Origin of the sequence: Pandoraea thiooxydans, from assembly GCF_001931675.1 — a bacterium.
GTDB classification, from domain to species: Bacteria; Pseudomonadota; Gammaproteobacteria; order Burkholderiales; family Burkholderiaceae; genus Pandoraea; species Pandoraea thiooxydans.
Genome location: NZ_CP014839.1, coordinates 83,190 through 97,840, shown reverse-complemented (window position 1 = coordinate 97,840; position 14,651 = coordinate 83,190). Strand labels below are relative to the sequence as shown.

General features: G+C 63.1%; 12 protein-coding genes. 6 read left to right on the top strand and 6 right to left on the bottom strand.

Annotated elements, in window-relative coordinates:
* Positions 1–76: 76 nt before the first annotated feature.
* On the bottom strand, positions 77–2,257 hold the full coding sequence (gene recG, locus PATSB16_RS00475; protein ID WP_083566628.1) for an ATP-dependent DNA helicase RecG: 2,181 nt from the start codon (positions 2,255–2,257) through the stop codon (positions 77–79).
* A 52-nt stretch (positions 2,258–2,309) separates the two neighbouring features.
* On the opposite strand from recG, the gene queA reads away from it, so the two are divergent.
* The 5 genes from queA (at position 2,310) to secF (ending at position 8,105) form a co-directional block, all read left to right on the top strand.
* A complete protein-coding gene (gene queA / locus PATSB16_RS00470) occupies positions 2,310–3,395 on the top strand; it encodes a tRNA preQ1(34) S-adenosylmethionine ribosyltransferase-isomerase QueA (protein WP_047215931.1) in 1,086 nt (361 codons plus the stop codon).
* A 48-nt stretch (positions 3,396–3,443) separates the two neighbouring features.
* On the top strand, positions 3,444–4,574 hold the full coding sequence (gene tgt / locus PATSB16_RS00465; RefSeq protein ID WP_047216815.1) for a tRNA guanosine(34) transglycosylase Tgt: 1,131 nt from the start codon (positions 3,444–3,446) through the stop codon (positions 4,572–4,574).
* 281 nt (positions 4,575–4,855) lie between these two features.
* Entirely contained in the window at positions 4,856–5,122 is a 267-nt protein-coding gene (yajC, locus tag PATSB16_RS00460; RefSeq protein ID WP_047216814.1) for a preprotein translocase subunit YajC, read from the top strand.
* Between the two features lie 82 nt (positions 5,123–5,204).
* On the top strand, positions 5,205–7,097 hold the full coding sequence (gene secD / locus PATSB16_RS00455; RefSeq protein WP_047215930.1) for a protein translocase subunit SecD: 1,893 nt from the start codon (positions 5,205–5,207) through the stop codon (positions 7,095–7,097).
* A 30-nt stretch (positions 7,098–7,127) separates the two neighbouring features.
* Positions 7,128–8,105, top strand: a complete 978-nt coding sequence (gene secF, locus PATSB16_RS00450; protein ID WP_047215929.1) for a protein translocase subunit SecF — start codon at positions 7,128–7,130, stop codon at positions 8,103–8,105.
* 123 nt (positions 8,106–8,228) lie between these two features.
* On the opposite strand, the gene PATSB16_RS00445 is transcribed toward secF, so the two are convergent.
* On the bottom strand, positions 8,229–8,690 hold the full coding sequence (locus PATSB16_RS00445; protein ID WP_072628586.1) for a diacylglycerol kinase: 462 nt from the start codon (positions 8,688–8,690) through the stop codon (positions 8,229–8,231).
* 247 nt (positions 8,691–8,937) lie between these two features.
* Entirely contained in the window at positions 8,938–10,317 is a 1,380-nt protein-coding gene (gene purB / locus PATSB16_RS00440) for an adenylosuccinate lyase (RefSeq protein ID WP_047216812.1), read from the bottom strand.
* Positions 10,318–10,538: 221 nt separating this feature from the next.
* Between purB and PATSB16_RS00435 the strand changes: the two genes are divergently transcribed.
* Complete coding sequence (locus PATSB16_RS00435) at positions 10,539–11,153, top strand: glutathione S-transferase (RefSeq protein ID WP_047215928.1); 615 nt, start codon at positions 10,539–10,541, stop codon at positions 11,151–11,153.
* Positions 11,154–11,213: 60 nt separating this feature from the next.
* On the opposite strand, the gene PATSB16_RS00430 is transcribed toward PATSB16_RS00435, so the two are convergent.
* The 3 genes from PATSB16_RS00430 to PATSB16_RS00420 are packed head-to-tail and all read right to left on the bottom strand — an operon-like array spanning position 11,214 to position 14,425.
* Positions 11,214–12,815 carry an FMN-binding glutamate synthase family protein gene (locus PATSB16_RS00430; protein ID WP_047215927.1) on the bottom strand — a complete coding sequence of 534 codons (1,602 nt, stop codon included), beginning with the start codon at positions 12,813–12,815 and terminating at the stop codon, positions 11,214–11,216.
* Positions 12,816–12,851: 36 nt separating this feature from the next.
* Positions 12,852–13,940 carry a tRNA 2-thiouridine(34) synthase MnmA gene (gene mnmA / locus PATSB16_RS00425; RefSeq protein WP_047215926.1) on the bottom strand — a complete coding sequence of 363 codons (1,089 nt, stop codon included), beginning with the start codon at positions 13,938–13,940 and terminating at the stop codon, positions 12,852–12,854.
* Positions 13,937–14,425, bottom strand: a complete 489-nt coding sequence (locus PATSB16_RS00420) for an NUDIX hydrolase (protein WP_047215925.1) — start codon at positions 14,423–14,425, stop codon at positions 13,937–13,939. The genes mnmA and PATSB16_RS00420 overlap by 4 nt, the downstream gene beginning before the upstream one ends.
* Between the last annotated feature and the right edge of the window lie 226 nt (positions 14,426–14,651).

Sequence of the window (14,651 nt, the reverse complement as noted above, 5' to 3'; positions counted from 1 at the left end):
TTGTCGCTAATGGAATAATCGCCGGCATCCAAATTGCACGGCGACGGGACGCGAGCCACGTACCAGCTCCCCGCAATCAGGCACTGAGAAACGCTTCGCGCGCACCCAGCCAGCGCTCCAGATGCGCGCTCACACCGACAGGATCGTCACGCAACAGCGCTTCGGCGGCCTGCCGGGCGGGCTCGATCAGCCAGGCATCTTCCACGAGATCGACGAACCGCAACATTGCCGCGCCGGACTGCCGAGCCCCCAGGAATTCCCCCGGTCCGCGTATTTCAAGGTCGCGGCGTGCGATTTCGAACCCGTCTGCGGTCTCGCGCATGGTTTGCAGACGGGCCTTGGCGGTCAACGACAGGGGGGTGGCGTACATCAGCACGCAGACTGATTCGGCCTGCCCGCGACCGACCCGCCCGCGCAACTGATGCAGTTGCGCCAGACCGAAGCGCTCGGCATGCTCGACGACCATCAGCGAAGCATTCGGCACATCCACCCCCACCTCGATGACCGTGGTGGCCACCAGCAAATGCAGCGCGCCGCGCGAGAACGCTTCCATCACCGCAGCCTTGTCGGCCGGCGGCAGGCGCCCATGCACCAGGCCCACGCGCAACTCGGGCAAAGCGGCGATCAGTTGCTGATGCGTGTCGATCGCCGTTTGCAACTGCAGTGCCTCGCTCTCCTCGATCAGCGGGCACACCCAGTAGACCTGCCGCCCGGCCAGCGCCGCGGCGCGCACGCGCGCCACGACTTCTTCGCGGCGCGCATCGCTGACGATCTTGGTCAGCACCGGCACCCGGCCCGGCGGCAATTCATCGATCAGCGACACATCGAGATCGGCGTAGTAGGTCATCGCCAATGTACGCGGAATCGGCGTGGCGCTCATCATCAGTTGATGCGGCACTGCGCTGCCCGCATCAGACGTTGTGGCAATCTTGCCGCGCAGTGCCAGACGCTGCGCGACACCGAAGCGGTGCTGTTCGTCGACCACCGCCAGTCCGAGCCGGGCAAATTCGACGGAGTCCTGGATCATCGCGTGGGTGCCGATCACCAACTGGGCTTCGCCGCTGGCCACCTGCGCCAGAGCCGCACGCTTGTCGCGCGCCTTGAGGCTACCCGCCAGCCAGACCACACGCGCACCGAGTGGCGCCAGCCAGGCCGAGAGCTTCAGCAGATGCTGCTCGGCGAGGATTTCCGTGGGTGCCATGATGGCGGCCTGATACCCTGCGTCGATCGTTTGGGCCGCCGCCAGCGCGGCAATAATCGTCTTGCCGCTGCCAACGTCGCCCTGCAGCAGGCGCTGCATCGGGTGCGGTGCCGCCAGATCGGCGCGAATTTCGCGCCAGACGCGCTGTTGCGCTCCGGTCAACGCAAACGGCAAGGCAGCTTCGAAGCGCGCCAGCAATCCATCCGAGCGCGGCACGTCCGGCAACCGAGGCGCACTCACGCGCCGCCGCGCCGCCTGCGCGCGCTTGAGCGACAGCTGCTGGGCCAGCAGTTCCTCGAATTTGATGCGCAGCCAGGCCGGGTGGCTGCGCTCGACCAGCGCAGCCTGCGGCGCGCTGGCCGGGGGATTGTGCAGCAGCCGCACGGCGTCGGCCAGCGACGGCAAGGCGCCGTTGGCCGACGTGCCCAGCGCATCATTCAGTATCCCGGGCGGCAGTTGTTCCGGCAATGGCGTGCGCTCGAGCGCGTTGGCGATCGCCTGTCGCAAATAAGCCTGACTGACGCCGGCCGTGCTCGGGTAGACCGGCGTGAGCGATTGCGGCAGCGGCGCTCCTTCCTCGACGACCCGGTAGGCGGGATGGACCATCTCGAGGCCAAAGAAACCGCCACGTACGTCGCCGCGCACCCTCACCCGCGCGCCAGGCGCCAACTGCTTTTGCTGACTGCCGTAGAAATTCAGAAAACGCAGTGTCAATTCGTCTTCACCTTGCTGCACGCGCACCACCCATTGGCGGCGCGGCCGAAAGGTGACTTCGCTGGCGACCACCACGCCCTCAACCTGGGCGTTCTGCCCCGGCAGGAGATTGTCGATTGGCGTGAGTGTAGTCTCGTCCTCGTAGCGCATCGGCAGATGCAGGATGAGGTCGAGGTCGCGCGTGAGCCCCAGCTTGGCCAGCTTGTCCGCCGCACGAGGCTTGGCGCGCGCGGACGGAGCCGGCCGCGCAGCCCCGGGGCGCTGCGTGTCGACGTGTACTTCTGGCGCCGGGTCCCCGCCGGGCATGGCCTGGTCTTTCGCTTTCGAACGGCGCTCGGTCATCGATTGGGTCAACACAAGTAAAATAGCGGCTGCTCTTCATTGTAAACGCAGGATGTATACCCTTTCAGATTTCGATTTCGACTTGCCGGGCGAGTTGATCGCCCAAAGTGCCTTGCCTCAGCGCAGCGCCAGCCGCCTGCTGGAGGTCGACGCCTGCAGCGATACGCCTGCGCCCGTGCTGCATGACAGGACTTTCTCGGCGTTACCGGAGTGCCTGACGCCTGGCGACCTGCTGGTCTTCAACGATACCAAGGTATTGAAAGCCCGCTTCTTCGGGCAAAAGGCCAGTGGCGGCAAGGTTGAGGTGCTGATCGAGCGCGTGCTCGACGAGCGCACCGCGCTGGCGCAGATCCGCGCCAGCAAGAGCCCGGGCCCCGGCTCGACATTGCGCCTGGCAGATGCGTTCGACGTCACCGTCGGGGAACGTGTCGAGCCGTTCTTCACGCTGCATTTCCCGCAGGATTGCTACGCCCTGATCGAGGCGCATGGCCGGCTGCCTTTGCCGCCGTACATCACCCACGAGGCCACCGATTACGACGAGACGCGTTACCAGACTGTGTTTGCCCGTCACCCGGGGGCAGTGGCCGCACCGACCGCCGCGCTGCATTTCGACGACGCGCTGCTCGATCAACTCGATCAACGCGGCATCCGGCGAGCCACGCTCACGCTGCACGTCGGCGCCGGGACCTTCCAGCCGGTGCGGGTGGAAAACATCGCCGAGCATCAGATGCATACCGAGTGGTATCGGCTGAGCCCCGAACTGCTGGAGGCAGTGACCGCCACACGCGCGGCTGGCGGGCGCGTGATCGCGGTGGGCACCACCTCGATGCGCGCGCTCGAATCGGCTGCGCGGGCCGCGCTGGCCGCCGGGCTGCCGCCGGGCACGCTGCAGCCGGGCAGTGCCGAGACCGATATTTTCATCACCCCCGGTTACCGGTTCCAGGTAGTCGATCGGCTCATCACCAACTTCCATTTGCCCAAATCGACCCTGATGATGCTCGTCTCGGCCTTCTCCGGCATCGAAACGATCCGGGCCGCCTATCGCCACGCGATCGAGCAGCGTTATCGTTTCTTCAGTTATGGCGATGCCATGCTGCTGACCCGCCAGCAAAGCGCCGCGGCGGACTCGCTACAATAACCCCCCTTGGCCGCGCTCAACCGGGCGCGGCAGCCGCTCGACGCATCCATGCTCAACTTCGAACTTCTCTGTACCGACGGCCAAGCCCGCCGCGGCCGGCTCACTCTGAACCACGGTGTGGTCGAGACGCCGATTTTCATGCCGGTAGGCACCTATGGTTCCGTCAAGGCGATGTCGCCGCTCGAACTCGACGAGAACGGCGCGCAAATCATCCTGGGCAATACCTTTCATTTGTGGCTGCGCCCCGGCCTTGACACGATCGGCGCGCACGGTGGCCTGCATCGCTTCATGGGCTGGGACAAGCCGATTCTGACCGACTCCGGGGGCTTCCAGGTTTTCAGCCTGGGAGAGTTGCGCAAAATCAGCGAAGAGGGGGTGAAATTCGCTTCGCCGATCAATGGCGACCGGCTGTTTCTGTCACCCGAAATCTCGATGCAGATTCAGCATGTCCTGAATTCGGACATCGCGATGCAGTTCGACGAATGCACTCCGTACGAGATCGACGGCCGCCCGGCGACCGAGGCCGAGGCCGGCGCGTCGATGCGCATGTCGCTGCGCTGGGCGCGCCGCTCGCGCGAAGAATTCAACCGACTGGCCAACCCCAATGCGCTGTTCGGCATCGTGCAGGGTGGCATGTACGAGCATTTGCGCGACGAATCGCTGGCGGGGCTGGCCGAGCTCGACTTCCATGGCTACGCGATCGGCGGCCTGTCGGTAGGCGAACCCAAGGAGGACATGATGCGCGTGCTGGCTCACGTCGCCCCGCGCTTGCCCGCCGACAAGCCGCACTATCTGATGGGGGTCGGCACGCCGGAAGACCTGGTGGCCGGGGTGGCCGCCGGCGTCGACATGTTCGATTGCGTGATGCCCACGCGCAACGCCCGCAATGGCTGGCTGTTCACGCGTTTCGGCGACCTGAAGATTCGCAATGCCGCGCACAAAAGCGATACCCGCCCGCTCGACCAGACCTGTGGCTGCTACACCTGCCGTCACTTTTCGCGCGCCTATCTTCATCATTTGCAGCGTGCCGGGGAGATTCTCGGCGCCCGGCTCAATACCATCCATAACCTGCATTACTATCTGCAACTGATGCAACAGATGCGCTCGGCTATCGAAACCGGGCAATTCGACGCTTTCGTCCGACAATTCCATCACGAGCGCTCGCAAGGCATCGATTGAAGGATCGTCGACTTGCCCACCGGCGATGGTAGAATGTCCGGCTACTTGAAAAGCGGGAGAAATCTAATGCCCGCTGAGAGGCCAGAGCACCATCGCAACGCCCTGTGTTGCGATGGGAATATTCTGATTAAGGGGACGTGGCATTCCGTTTGCCCGGCATTCTGGAATACGTCAAACTCCGCCTGGCCATCGACTTCCGACCACACCATTTTGGAGAACCGAACGTGCTGATTTCCAACGCTTTTGCCCAGACTGCCGCTGGCAGCCCGACCAGCAGCCTGATGAGCTTCCTGCCGCTGGTATTGATGTTCGTGGTGCTGTACTTCATCATGATTCGGCCGCAAATGAAGCGCCAAAAAGAGCACCGCAACATGCTCTCGGAATTGACCAAGGGCGACGAAATCGTCACCTCCGGCGGCCTGGCCGGGAAAATCACCAAGGTCGCCGATAATTTCATCAGCGTCGAGATTGCCGACGGCGTCGAAATCAACGTGCAGAAAAGCGCAGTCACGACGCTGCTGCCCAAAGGCACGCTGAAGTCGCTCTGATCCACTCCGCGTATCGCCAGGTGTCCGCCGCGACGGCGGACCCGCTTCCGGCTCCTTCGACGCACCTGCCCCGCTGCCGATCATGAATCGCTATCCTCTCTGGAAATACATCGTCATTTTGGCGGCCCTGGCCATCGGCCTGTTGTACGCTGCGCCCAATCTGTTCGGAGACGTGCCGGCCGTGCAGATACTCAGCGTCAAGGCCACGGTCAAGGCCGATCCCGCGCTGCTCGAGAGGGCCGAGGGCATTCTGACGAGCAATCACATTGCGTTCGACGGGGCTGAATTCGACAACAGCAACCTGAATCCGACCGTACGCATCAGCTTCCACGATACCGACACGCAATTGCGCGCCAAGGATCTGCTGGCACGCACGCTCAACCCCGACGCGAGCGATCCGACGTATGTGGTCGCCCTCAACCTGGTATCGGCCTCACCGCACTGGATGAGTGCGCTGCATGCGCTGCCGATGTATCTCGGCCTCGATCTGCGCGGCGGTGTTCACTTTCTGCTGCAGGTCGACATGGCCGGGGCCATCAGCAAGAAGCTCGAGGCCACCGCCGGCGACGCGCGTACGCTGTTGCGCGACAAGGACATCCGCAATGACGGCGTGAGCCGCACGCCCGACGGCACGCTTCAGGTGCAGCTCGACTCGGAAAACGCGGCGAACAAGGCCCGCGACGTGCTGGCCGACCATTTGCCCGATCTGCAATATACGGTTCAGCCCGCCGGCGCCGGCAAGTACAACGTGATCGGCTCGTTCAGCGATAGCTCGCGCCGCGCCGTGCAGGAAGCGGCCATCAAGCAGAACATCCTGACCCTGCATAACCGGGTCAACGAACTTGGGGTCGCCGAACCGATCATCCAGCAGGAAGGCGCCGACCGCATCGTCGTGCAGTTGCCGGGTGTGCAGGACACCGCCAAGGCCAAGGAAATCATCGGCCGCACCGCGACACTCGAAGCGCGCCTGGCCGATCCCGATGCACCGCGCTATCCGACTGCCGACACGCCGGTACCTCCCGGCGATCAACTTTTCCTGCACGGCAACGGCGCCCCGGTTTTCCTCAAACGCCAGGTCATTTTCAGCGGCGACCGCATCACCAGCGCCTCGGCCGGCTTCGATGAGCAGCAGCAGCCGTCGGTCAGCATCAAGCTGGACTCGGCGGGCGGGCGCGTGCTGCGCGACGTCTCGCGCGACAACATCGGCAAGCCGATGGGTATCGTATTGTTCGAAAACGGCAAAGGCGAAGTCCTGACCGTGGCCACCATCCGCAGCGAACTGGGCCAGAACTTCCAGATCACCGGCATGGGCTCGCCTCAGGCGGCCAACGACCTTGCGCTGCTGCTGCGCGCCGGCTCGCTGGCGGCACCGATGAATATCGTCGAGGAGCGCACGATCGGCCCGAGCCTGGGCGCCGACAACATCAAGAAAGGGATCCATTCCGTTACGTACGGGCTGGCTGCCATCGCCGTCTTCATGGTGTTCTACTACATGCTGTTCGGCATGTTCTCGGTGCTCGCCCTGCTGGTCAATCTGCTCCTGCTGATCGCCGTGCTGTCGATGCTGCAAGCCACGCTGACACTGCCGGGCATTGCCGCTATCGCGTTTACGCTGGGGATGGCCATTGACGCCAACGTGCTGATCAACGAGCGGATACGCGAGGAGTTGCGTGGCGGGGCGGGGCCGCAGAAGGCCATCTCAGCAGGCTTCGAACATGCCTGGGCCACCATCCTCGACTCCAACGCGACCACGCTGATCGCCGGTCTGGCCCTGCTGGCCTTCGGGTCGGGCCCGGTGCGCGCGTTCGCTATCGTGCACTGCATCGGGATTCTGACGTCGATGTTCTCCGCAGTCTTTTTTGCGCGTGGCCTGGCCAACCTTTGGTACGGCGGTCGCCGCAAGCTCAAGTCGCTGGCGATCGGTCAGGTATGGCGCCCGGACGGTGCCGGCACCGCCGAGTCGCCCAAACAATAACGCGATCGCCCAGCGCAAGAGGAATACGTCATGGAATTTTTCCGCATCAAAAAAGACGTGCCGTTCATGCGGCACGCCCTGATCTTCAACATCATCTCGGCCATTACGTTCGTCGCCGCAGTGTTCTTTTTGATTCATCGAGGCCTGCACCTGTCGATCGAATTCACTGGCGGCACGGTGATGGAGGTCAATTACGGGCACGCTGCGAATCTCGATGAAATCCGCAGCGCCGTCGGCAAGCTGGGTTATGGCGACGCCCAGGTGCAGAGTTTCGGCACCTCCAGTGACGTAATGATCCGCCTGCCGCTCGAGAAAGGTGCGAACGGCAAGACCGAGACCAGTTCCGCGCAAAGCCAGGCCGTGTTTCAGGCGCTATCGGCACAGGATGCCACGGCCAAGCTGCAACGCGTTGAATTCGTCGGGCCGCAGGTCGGCAAGGAACTGGCGATCAATGGCTTGCTAGCGTTGCTGTTTGTCGTGATCGGCATCGTCATCTACCTGTCGTTCCGCTTCGAGTGGAAATTCGCGGTCGCGGGGATCATCGCGAACTTGCACGACGTGGTGATCATCCTGGGCTTTTTCGCCTTCTTCCAGTGGGAGTTCTCGCTCTCGGTGCTGGCAGCTGTGCTGGCGGTGCTCGGTTACTCGGTCAATGAATCGGTGGTGATCTTCGATCGGATTCGGGAAAATTTCCGCAAGATGCGCAAGACCGAGGTGCCGCACGTCATCGATCACGCGATCACCAGCACGATGTCCCGTACCATCATCACGCACGGCAGCACGCAGATGATGGTGCTATCGATGTTCTTCTTCGGTGGACCGACGCTGCACTACTTCTCGCTGGCGCTGACCGTCGGGATCTGCTTCGGGATTTACTCGTCGGTGTTCGTCGCCGCCGCGATGGCCATGTGGCTCGGCGTCAAGCGCGAAGACCTGATCAAGGGCGGCGGCAAGGACAACGGCGACTCGACCGATCGCAACGACCCGAACTTCGGCGCGCAAGTCTGAACCGTCGAATCGCCTGAAAGCCTCCGCCGGGCGACCTGGCGGAGGCTTTTTCTTTTCTGAAAGGGGGTTTCAAAAGCGCTCTTGCTGGCGCCAAGCGAGCCGGGCAGTCACCCGATCCTACATTCAACTGAAACGGGCCAGCAGGAGCGGGCCGGCCAGCAACAGCCAAGTCAGCCCGCAAAGACACAGGGCCATGAGAACGGCGGCACTACCGAAATCCTTGGCCCGCTTGGACAACTCGTGCTTTTCGAGCGAAATCCGGTCGATTGCGGCTTCGACGCTGGAATTGAGCAACTCGACGATCAGCACCAGCAGCACCGAGCCGATCAGCAGCAGGCGTTCCACCGCACTCACTGGAATGATCGCGGCCACAGGAATCAAAATCGCCGCCAGGGTCAGCTCCTGGCGAAATGCGCTCTCCTCGAGAATCGCATAGCGGATGCCGCTATACGAGTGCAGCAACGCTCGCCACGCTCGGGCCAACCCCCGGTTGGTTTTGTACGGGTTGCCTTGCGGATCTCGATCGGACGATGAAGGGTTCGGCAAGATGCGTGCTCTCTCAAGGTAGCTTCCAACAGTCGCCATCGGCGAGGACGTCCGCCGCCAGGATCACCATGTAATACGCGCCACGTGGCCCGTCGCGGCAACCCCGGAACTCACTGTGCACCAGCGGCTATCGGCATGGTACCAGCAGCGTATGACACCGGCGCCTGTCGGCGTAATGCCCCGCCCCCGGACAGGACGCCGCATGACCCCGCATTAGGCTGGCGGATGCCCGCGCAGTTCCGCCAGGCACCGCCAGACCCAAGGGCGCCTCATGCACGCCACCGACTCAGGCCACGCGTTTTGCCAACTCGATGGCCTTGCCGACATAACTCGACGGCGTCATGGCCAGCAGGCGGGCCTTCGCTTCCTCGGGAATCGCCAACTGCCCGATGAAGGTATGCAGCGCCTCGCGGGTAATGCCCTTGCCGCGCGTCAAATCCTTGAGTTGCTCATACGGGTTGGGCACGCCATAACGCCGCATCACGGTCTGCACCGGTTCGGCCAGCACCTCCCAGCACGCATCGAGATCGTCGTTCAGGCGCTGCGGATTGAGCTCCAGCTTGCCCAGCCCGCGCAGGCACGCGTCGTACGCCAGCAGGCCGTAGCCCAAAGCCACACCGATATTGCGCAGCACCGTGGAGTCGGTCAGGTCGCGCTGCCAGCGAGACACCGGCAGCTTATCGGCCAAATGGCGCAGCATCGCATTGGCCAGCCCCAGATTGCCCTCGGAGTTCTCGAAATCGATCGGATTGACCTTGTGCGGCATCGTCGACGAGCCAATCTCACCGGCCTTGGTTTTTTGCTTGAAGTAGCCCAGGGAGATATAACCCCACACATCGCGATTCAGATCGAGCAGGATCGTATTGACCCGCGCCACGGCATCGAACAGTTCGGCCATGTAATCATGCGGCTCGATCTGGATCGTGTAAGGGTTGAAGCTCAGGCCCAGCCGCTCCTCGATCACGCGACGGGAGAAGTTCTCCCAGTCGAGTTCGGGGTAAGCCGACAGGTGCGCGTTGTAGTTGCCCACCGCGCCGTTCATCTTGGCCAGCAACGGCACCGCCGCTACGCGCTCGATCGCCCGTTGCAGACGCATGGCGACATTGGCGAACTCCTTGCCGAGGGTCGTCGGGCTCGCCGGCTGCCCGTGCGTGCGCGAGAGCATTGGCTGACCCGCGTATTCATGAGCCAGCGCCACCAGTCGCTGGTGCAGCGCCTCCAGCGCCGGCAACAGCGCCTGCTGGCGCGCGCCCTTGAGCATCAGGCCGTGCGACGTATTATTGATGTCCTCCGAGGTGCAAGCGAAATGAATGAACTCGCTCGCCGCTTCCAGCTCGGGCTGGCCCTTGACCTGCTCCTTGAGCCAGTATTCGACCGCTTTCACGTCGTGGTTGGTGACGCGCTCGATTTCCTTGATGCGCGCCGCATCGGCAGTGGCGAAGCGCTCGACCAGCGTCAGCAGGAATTTCTCGCCAGCCGGCGAGAACGGCGCGATTTCCGGCAAGCCGGCATGCGACAGCGCGATCAGCCAATGGATTTCGACCATGACGCGATGTCGCATGAAGGCGGCTTCGGACAACCAGGGGCGCAGCGCGTCGGTCTTGGCGGCGTAGCGGCCATCAAGCGGGGAAAGCGCATTGAGCGCGAAAAATGCATCGTCGGACATGGCGGAGAACGAATAGATCAGGCGGGAAAAGGGGGAGCGGTCACGCCGCACCCGGAAAAGCAGAATTTTACCATCCCCGGCCTGCCCACCGCGCGGCCGTGCGAGGCCTGTCAACCCCAGGTTGGGAGTTACCCTCTCGGTGTTTCTCCGGTACCACAGTCGAACGCATTCGCGGCAAACTGCACGGTATACTCGGCTCCAGTTATTTTCTAAGGAACCCCATGAAGTTAATCGGCTCGCTGACCAGCCCGTACGTTCGTAAAGTGCGTATCGTCATGGTGGAAAAGAAAATCGACTACCAGTTCGTGCTCGAGGATCCTTGGGCGCCCGATTCACATGTCCGGGACGCCAATCCGCTTGGCAAAATCCCCTGCCTGATCATGGAAGACGGCGAAGCGATGTTCGATTCGCGCGTGATCTGCGAGTATCTCGATACCCTCACACCGGTGGGCAAGCTCATTCCGCCGTCTGGGCGCGAACGCGCCGAGGTCCGCTGCTGGGAAGCGCTTGCCGACGGAGTGCTCGACGCGACCGTCCTGATCAGGCTGGAAGGCAAATTCCACGAACCGGAGCATCGCTCCCAGGCATGGCTCGATCGTCAGCGCGACAAGATCGAAACGAGCCTGCACGCGATGGCCAACGGCCTGGGAGAGCGCCCCTGGTGCGCCGGCAATCATTTGAGTCTGGCGGATCTGGCAGTCGGCTGTGCGCTCGGCTATCTCGATTTGCGCGCGCCCGATATCGCCTGGCGCGCGTCGCATCCCGCCCTGGGCAAGTACTTTGAACGTCTGTCGCAACGGCAGTCGTTTATCGACACGCAGCCGCCGCAAGCCTGAATTGCGCGCACTCGAGAAACCTGCCCGATTCGACGAATCCGGCAGGTTTTTTTGCGCCTCTCAGGCCGTTGGCTGAAGATTGAAACTGTCGCTGCGAGCCAGCGGCCAATATTTCTCATACAACTGATAACGGAAATTGCCGATCAGCAGGTCGCCGGGGGCCAGGTATTTCAGCAACTCCGACAACAGACGCACTTCGTTTGACGAAATCCGCCGCACGATGTGATGCGCGCGCAAATCGGCCGGATGCGCCAGGCCGGCGGCCTGAATCAACTCCTGCAACGCGTGCAGCGTGTGCCGATGGAACTGATGCACCCGTTCGGCCTTGTCCGGCACCACCAGGGCCCGCTGACGCAGCCGGTCCTGGGTGGCCACACCGGTCGGGCAACGGTCCGTGTGGCACTTCTGCGATTGAATGCACCCGATCGCGAACATGAAGCCGCGGGCTGAATTACACCAGTCGGCGCCAACTGCCAGAGTCCGTGCAATATCGAAGGCTGTGACGATCTTGCCGGAGGCGCCAACCTTGATGCGTTCACGCAGGTTCGTGCCGACCAGGGTGTTATGCACCAGCAGCAGGCCCTCCTGCAACGGCATGCCGACGTGATCGGTAAATTCCAGCGGCGCGGCCCCGGTGCCGCCCTCGGCGCCGTCGACCACAATGAAGTCGGGCAGGATGCCGGACTCCAGCATCGCCTTGACGATGCCGAAGAACTCCCACGGGTGCCCGATGCATAACTTGAAGCCGGTCGGCTTGCCGCCCGACAGAGTACGCAGCCGATCCACGAACTGCAGCAATTCGAGCGGCGTCGAGAACGCCGAGTGAGTGGCCGGGGAAATGCAATCCTGACCCATCGCGATACCCCGCGTGGCAGCAATCTCGGGCGTCACCTTGGCGGCCGGCAAGACGCCGCCGTGCCCTGGTTTGGCGCCCTGCGAAAGCTTCACCTCGATCATTTTCACCTGCGGCGAGCGCGCCTGCTCGGCAAATTTATCTGGATTGAACGAGCCATCGTCGTTACGGCAGCCAAAGTATCCCGACGCCACCTCCCACACCAGATCGCCGCCGTGCTCGCGGTGATAGGGAGAAATCGACCCCTCACCGGTATCGTGCATGAACCCGCCGAGCTTGGCGCCGCGATTGAGCGCCTGGATCGCATTGCCGGACAACGCGCCGAAACTCATCGCCGAGACGTTGAAAATCGACGCCGAGTAAGGCTGCGCGCGGTCCGCGCCAATCACGATACGAAAATCATGCGACGGCAGCTTGGTCGGCGCGAGCGAATGGCTGATCCACTCGTAGCCTGCCACCTTCACATCCAGCTCGGTGCCGAATGGACGGCTGTCGACTTCGCCCTTGGCGCGCTGATAGACGATGCTGCGTTGCGCGCGCGAAAACGGTGTTTCGACCGTATCGTCTTCGACGAAATACTGGCGAATTTCCGGGCGAATGAATTCGAGCAGGAACCGCAAATGCCCCCACAGCGGGTAATTGCGCAGCACGGAATGGCGCGGCTGCCCGATATCGCGCAGGCCGAGCAACACGAGCGCCGCCGGTATCACCACGCACAGCCAGCTCAGCGTCCCGCGCCCCGCCGCCCAGGCAGTTGCGGCCAGAACGATGACAGCCCCCCAAAAAGCCAGATAACGCCTGGACCACATACCCGTCTCCTTCTTATCAGGATTCGTACACTGCCATCATGCCTGCGTGCTCTCGATAATGCCGCCGCCCAGGCATACGTCGCCGTCGTATAGCACTGCCGATTGCCCGGGCGTGACCGCCCACTGCGGCGCCTCGAAATGCAGTTCGAGGTGCGCCTGGCTGGCACGCGCGACCAGGCACGGCGCGTCGGCCTGCCGGTAGCGCGTCTTGGCCGCGCAGGCCCATCCTTCGCGCGGCGGCTCGCCCGCGACCCACGACAAGTCGGTCGCCTGCAGCGTGTGCGCCAGCAACCAGGGATGATCGTGCCCCTGCACCACATACAGCGTGTTTTCGCTCATGTCCTTGCGAGCCACGAACCAGGGCTCGCCCGAGCCATCGCGGCTGCCGCCCAGGCCGATTCCCTTGCGCTGCCCGAGCGTGTAGAAAGCCAGGCCGATATGCTCGCCGACGACCTTGCCGTCCGGTGTTTTCATCGGTCCGGGCCGGGTCGGCAAATAGCGGTTCAGAAACTCCCGAAACGGCCGCTCGCCGATGAAGCAGATGCCCGTCGAGTCCTTCTTCTTTGCGTTGGGCAGGCCGATGCGTGCGGCGATCTCCCGCACCTCGGTCTTGGGTATCTCGCCGAGCGGGAACATCGTGCGCGATAGCTGCGCCTGGTTGAGCCGGTGCAGGAAATAACTCTGATCCTTGCTCGAATCCTTGGCCTTGAGCAATTCGAAACGTCCGTCGCGCTCGCGCACGCGGGCGTAATGGCCGGTCGCGATCGACTCGGCGCCCAGCGCCACCGCATGATCGAGAAACGCCTTGAACTTGATCTCGGCATTGCACAGCACGTCCGGGTTGGGCGTGCGGCCGGCCGAATACTCGCGCAGAAATTCGGCGAACACGCGGTCCTTGTATTCGGCGGCGAAATTGACCGCTTCGACGTCGATACCGATCAGATCCGCGACCGAGACGACGTCGATCCAGTCCTGCCGGGTCGAGCAGTATTCGCCGTCATCGTCGTCCTCCCAGTTCTTCATGAACAGGCCGACCACGTCGTAGCCCTGCTGTTTGAGCAGCCACGCCGTCACGGACGAGTCGACCCCGCCCGACATGCCGACCACCACACGCTGCCGGCTCATGTGCCCTCCGGTGCGGCGGCGGGCGCGGCATGGGTATAAATCAGTTCGAGCGGATAACGCTGGCCTCGCAGATAATCGTCGACGCACCGCATCAGGAGCGGACTGCGATGGCGCGCCCGCTCCGCCTGGATTTGCTCGGGTGTGGCCCATAGCGTGCGCACGATGCCATCGTCGAGTGCCTGGCCGGCCAGCGGATCGCCCACCCGGCCGACAAAAGCAAAGCGCAGGTAGGTGACCTCCTGGTTCTCCGGGGTGTTGCCGCGCGCCTGATAAATGCCCAGCAGCGCCTCGGGCTCGAACGCTCGTGCGGTTTCTTCGCGGGTCTCGCGTACCACGGCTTCGAGCAGCGACTCGCCCGATTCGAGATGGCCGGCCGGCTGATTCAATTGAAGGCCGTCGGGCGTTCGTTCCTCGACCAGCAAAAAGCGGCCGTCTCGTTCAATCACGGCCGCCACGGTGACATGGGGTTTCCAGCGTTGTGTCATGGGGGATTCCGTAGCAAGCCGTTATTCTACCGTTTGGGCGAAAACGCCGCCGAATGGCCTCTGCGTCCCGTTCTTGACATAAACATGACTACGCATACCGGTAATATCGATATAGCCAGCTCACGAATATTCACCATTCCTATATTCGGGTAAGCTAGCCGCTGCGTTTTATGCAAGACCCTCGAATTATCAAACCAGGCGGCCCCGGGGCGGTTGTGACAACGGG

What these genes read in the sequence shown, in the direction of transcription:
- PATSB16_RS00435 (WP_047215928.1), top strand. Translation starts at nt 10,539, where the DNA reads ATGAAGTTAATCGGCTCGCTGACCAGCCCGTACGTTCGTAAAGTGCGT.
- purB (WP_047216812.1), bottom strand. Translation starts at nt 10,317, where the DNA reads ATGTCCGACGATGCATTTTTCGCGCTCAATGCGCTTTCCCCGCTTGAT.
- PATSB16_RS00420 (WP_047215925.1), bottom strand. Translation starts at nt 14,425, where the DNA reads ATGACACAACGCTGGAAACCCCATGTCACCGTGGCGGCCGTGATTGAA.
- mnmA (WP_047215926.1), bottom strand. Translation starts at nt 13,940, where the DNA reads ATGAGCCGGCAGCGTGTGGTGGTCGGCATGTCGGGCGGGGTCGACTCG.
- PATSB16_RS00430 (WP_047215927.1), bottom strand. Translation starts at nt 12,815, where the DNA reads ATGTGGTCCAGGCGTTATCTGGCTTTTTGGGGGGCTGTCATCGTTCTG.
- secF (WP_047215929.1), top strand. Translation starts at nt 7,128, where the DNA reads ATGGAATTTTTCCGCATCAAAAAAGACGTGCCGTTCATGCGGCACGCC.
- tgt (WP_047216815.1), top strand. Translation starts at nt 3,444, where the DNA reads ATGCTCAACTTCGAACTTCTCTGTACCGACGGCCAAGCCCGCCGCGGC.
- secD (WP_047215930.1), top strand. Translation starts at nt 5,205, where the DNA reads ATGAATCGCTATCCTCTCTGGAAATACATCGTCATTTTGGCGGCCCTG.
- yajC (WP_047216814.1), top strand. Translation starts at nt 4,856, where the DNA reads ATGAGCTTCCTGCCGCTGGTATTGATGTTCGTGGTGCTGTACTTCATC.
- queA (WP_047215931.1), top strand. Translation starts at nt 2,310, where the DNA reads ATGTATACCCTTTCAGATTTCGATTTCGACTTGCCGGGCGAGTTGATC.
- PATSB16_RS00445 (WP_072628586.1), bottom strand. Translation starts at nt 8,690, where the DNA reads ATGGCGACTGTTGGAAGCTACCTTGAGAGAGCACGCATCTTGCCGAAC.
- recG (WP_083566628.1), bottom strand. Translation starts at nt 2,257, where the DNA reads ATGACCGAGCGCCGTTCGAAAGCGAAAGACCAGGCCATGCCCGGCGGG.